At 73.6% G+C, this 3,611-nt stretch carries 4 protein-coding genes; 2 read left to right on the forward strand and 2 right to left on the reverse strand.

Annotated elements, in window-relative coordinates:
* Positions 1-894 (forward strand): SDR family NAD(P)-dependent oxidoreductase (locus AC2W7G_RS11700; RefSeq protein WP_485868592.1); only part of this gene is annotated, 894 nt, incomplete at its 5' end.
* A 145-nt stretch (positions 895-1,039) separates the two neighbouring features.
* Entirely contained in the window at positions 1,040-1,510 is a 471-nt protein-coding gene (locus tag AC2W7G_RS11705; RefSeq protein WP_485868593.1) for a GNAT family N-acetyltransferase, read from the forward strand.
* Between the two features lie 71 nt (positions 1,511-1,581).
* Here AC2W7G_RS11705 and AC2W7G_RS11710 read toward each other — a convergent pair whose 3' ends face one another.
* Complete coding sequence (locus AC2W7G_RS11710) at positions 1,582-2,883, reverse strand: MFS transporter (protein WP_485868594.1); 1,302 nt, start codon at positions 2,881-2,883, stop codon at positions 1,582-1,584.
* 40 nt (positions 2,884-2,923) lie between these two features.
* Positions 2,924-3,611 (reverse strand): dihydrolipoamide acetyltransferase family protein (locus tag AC2W7G_RS11715; RefSeq protein WP_485868595.1); only part of this gene is annotated, 688 nt, incomplete at its 5' end.

Here is a 3,611-nt window from a genome sequence, read left to right on the forward strand (position 1 = left end):
GGCGTCGGCCCGGTAGCGTCGCGCCATGACCTGGACGAGCGCCGACATCGGCGACCTGACCGGCCGACGCGTCCTCCTGACGGGAGTCACCGGCGGGGCTGGGGCCACCACACCGCCCTCGAGCTGGCCCGGCACGGCGCCGACCTGGTCGTCACCGCGCGTCACGCCGCGAAGGCGGAGACGACCGTGGCCGACCTGCGGCGCCAGGTGCCCGCCGTGTCGGTCGAGACCGTGTCGCTGGACCTGGCCGACCTGGCCGACGTCCGCCGCGCCGCCCAGGACGTGCTCGACCGGTTCGACCGCGTGGACGTCCTCATCGACAACGCCGGCATCATGATCCCGCCGTTCCGCCGCACCGCCGACGGGTTCGAGCTCCAGATGGGCACCAACCACCTCGGCCACTTCGCCTGGGCCGCGCGGCTGTGGCCGCTGCTGCGCGCCAGCAACGCCCGGGTCGTCACCGTCAGCTCGCTCGCCCACACCCGGGCCCGGACGCTGGACCTGCGCGTCCTGAGCCGCGGCGGCACCCCGCGCCCCTACCGCCGCTGGCGTGCGTACGCGGAGTCCAAGCTGGCCAACCTGTCGTTCGCCCTCGAGCTCGACCGACGGGTCAAGGCGGCCGGACTGGGCGTCGTCAGCGTCGCGGCCCACCCCGGCATCGCGAGCACGAACCTGACCCGCACCGGGCTGGGCATGGGCCGCTCGCGGCTGGTCACGTCCGGCGTCCACCAGGTCTCGCGGCTCGTGTCGCAGTCGGCCGAGGCCGGCGCCTGGCCGCTGCTCATGGCCGCGACCGATCCGACGCTGGTCGGCGGCGAGTACCTGGGACCGCTCGGACCGGGGCAGACGCGCGGCCGTCCGGGACCCGTCGGGGTCGACCCGGCTGGCCCGTGACCCCGAGCTCGCCCGGCAGCTGTGGGCCGCCTCGGAGCGGGCCACCGGACTGACGTTCGACGTCGCCGGCTGAGTCCCGTTCGGCCCGCCTCGACTCGCGTACCGCCGGAATGTGACATAACGTAGTCGAACGATGAGCCCAGTCATGACAGAGACCACGACCATCCGACCCATCACCGACGCCGACCTGCCGACGATCGTCGAGCTCAACCAGGACGCCCTGGAGGGCGTCGGGCCGCTCGACCTCGACAGCGCCGCGGCCCTCGTGGACCTGGCCGACCAGGCCCTCGTGATGGAGGACGACGGCGACATCGCCGGCTTCGTCATCACCCTGCCGCCGGACACGCCGTACGACTCCAGCCGCTACCGCTGGTTCGAGGACCGGCTCGAGGACTACGTCTACCTCGACCGCATCGTCGTGTCGGCCGACCACCGCCGCAAGGGCGTGGCGTCGCGGCTGTACGACGCCGTCGAGGGCGAGCGCCCGATCGCCCTGGAGGTCTACGACCACAACGAGGGGTCGCTGGCCTTCCACGCCGGACGCGGCTTCCGCAAGGTCGGCGAGCTGACCGAGGACGGTCCGACCAACATCATGATGGTGCGCCCGGCCGCCTGAGCCGAGCACCGACGACGAGAGGGACCCCGCCCGGTGCGGGGTCCCTCTCGTCGTGTCGGGCGCCGGCGGGCTCAACCCAGGCCGGTCATGCGGCGCTTCGCGTCCGGGTCCTGCTCCAGCAGCACGGCCCGGGCGCGGCGGCGGTTGCGCCAGATCTGCACGACGCCGAGCGTCCACAGCACGTACTGGCACGACATCGCCCAGCGGAACGCCTCGGGCGTGTACGCGGTGCTGGCGCCCGGGGTGCGCCAGTCGAGCACGAGGCCGATCGCCACGACGAGCACGAGGCTGGCCAGGAAGCCGCCCTGGTTGATGATCCCGGTGGCCGTCGACAGGCGCTCGGACGGGTTGAACGACCGGCCGAGGTCGAACCCGATCATCGAGGCCGGTCCGCCGACCCCGACGACCACGACGAGCAGCACGAGCAGCCAGGCGGGCGCGTCGCCGGGCCAGACGAGCACGACGGTCCAGACCGTGGCGATGGCCAGCACCACGGCCATGGCCAGGGACGAGCGGTACCAGGGGTGACGGGCGACGACCGCGCCGATCACCGGCCCTGCGCTGATGGTGGCCAGCACCATGACCGTCAGCAGCAGGCCGGCCTGCGTCTGGCTCAGGTGCTCCCCGCGGACCAGGAACGGGTACCCCCACAGCATCGACAGGGCGGTGCCGCTGAACTGCGTGGTGAAGTGCACCCAGAAGCCGGTGCGCGTGCCGGGCTCGGCCCACGAGCGCGCGACGCCGTCGCGCACCGTCGTCCAGGACAGGGCCGGACCACGCAGGGACCGCACCTGCGGGGTGTCGTGGATGACGATCGCCGCCAGCACGGTCATGACCACGCCCAGCACGGCGGCGAGGCCGTACGCCTTCGTCCAGCCCAGGTGCGAGAGCGCCCAGGTCATGGGCAGCGCGGCGACGAGCGCGCCGGCCTGGCCGACCACGCCGGTGAGCTGCGTGACCAGCGGGATGCGCCGGGGCGAGAACCACTCGTTGACTTGGCGCAGGACGGCGGTGAACGTCATCGCGTCGCCGAGGCCGACGAAGATCCGCGCCACGAGCGCCGTCGGGTAGGACTCCGCCAGCGCGAACCCGCCCTGGGCCAGCGCCATGACCGCGGTGCCGGTGACCATGACGGCCCGGGCGCCGAAGCGGTCGATGAGCAGCCCGACCGGCACCTGCATGCCGGCGTAGACGACCAGCTGGAGCATGGTGAACGTCGACAGCTGCGCGGCCGTGATGTCGAACCGCTCGGCGGCGGCCAGGCCGGCCACCGCCAGGGACGAGCGGTGGAAGACGGCCAGGAAGTAGACCGCGAGACCGACCGCCCAGACGAGGTACGCCGCCGCGCTGTCCCTCTCCGACGGTTGTCTCACCCGACCATCGTAGGAGCGGCGCGGCGGCGCGCCTCACCGGCTAGTAGGTCAGCGCCGTGCCCGGGTCGTGCAGGAGCGCCGCCACGTCGGCGAGCAGGCCGGCCCCCTGCTGGCCGTCGACCACGCGGTGGTCGAAGGTCAGCGCGAGGGTCATGACGTGGCGGGCCACGACGTCGTCGCCGACCACCCACGGGCGCTTCGTGATGCGTCCGGTGGCCAGGATGCCGGTTTGGCCCGGCGGCAGGATGGGCGTGCCGCCGTCGATGCCGAAGACGCCGATGTTGGTGATCGAGAACGTCCCGCCCGACAGGTCGGCCGGCTGGGCCTTGCCCGACCGGGCCAGCGCCACGACCTCGCCGATCGCGCCCGCCAGACCGGGACCGTCGAGTCGCTCCGCGTCGCGCACCACCGGCACGAGCAGCCCGCGGTCGGTGGCCGCAGCGATGCCGAGGTGCACGCCGTCGTGGCGGACGATCTCGGCCCCCTCCTCGGTCTCGCGCCATGACGAGTTCAGCTCGGGGTGCCGGCGCAGGGCGAGCGTGACCGCCTTGGCCACGAGCAGGAGCGGGGTGACGCGGACGCCGTCGTAGGCGCGGTCGGCCCGCAGCCGCTCGACCAGGTCGACCGTGGCGGTGACGTCGGCGTCGACCCACGTGGTGACGTGCGGGGCGGTGAACGCCGAGCGCACCATCGCGTCGGCCGTCGCCTTGCGCACGCCGCGCACCGCC

This window comes from Aeromicrobium sp. PFPM2_SD2 (assembly GCF_057364525.1).

Bases quoted from the DNA above. Each gene is read 5' to 3' on its own strand.
- AC2W7G_RS11705 (WP_485868593.1), top strand. From the start codon at position 1,040: ATGACAGAGACCACGACCATCCGACCCATCACCGACGCCGACCTGCCG.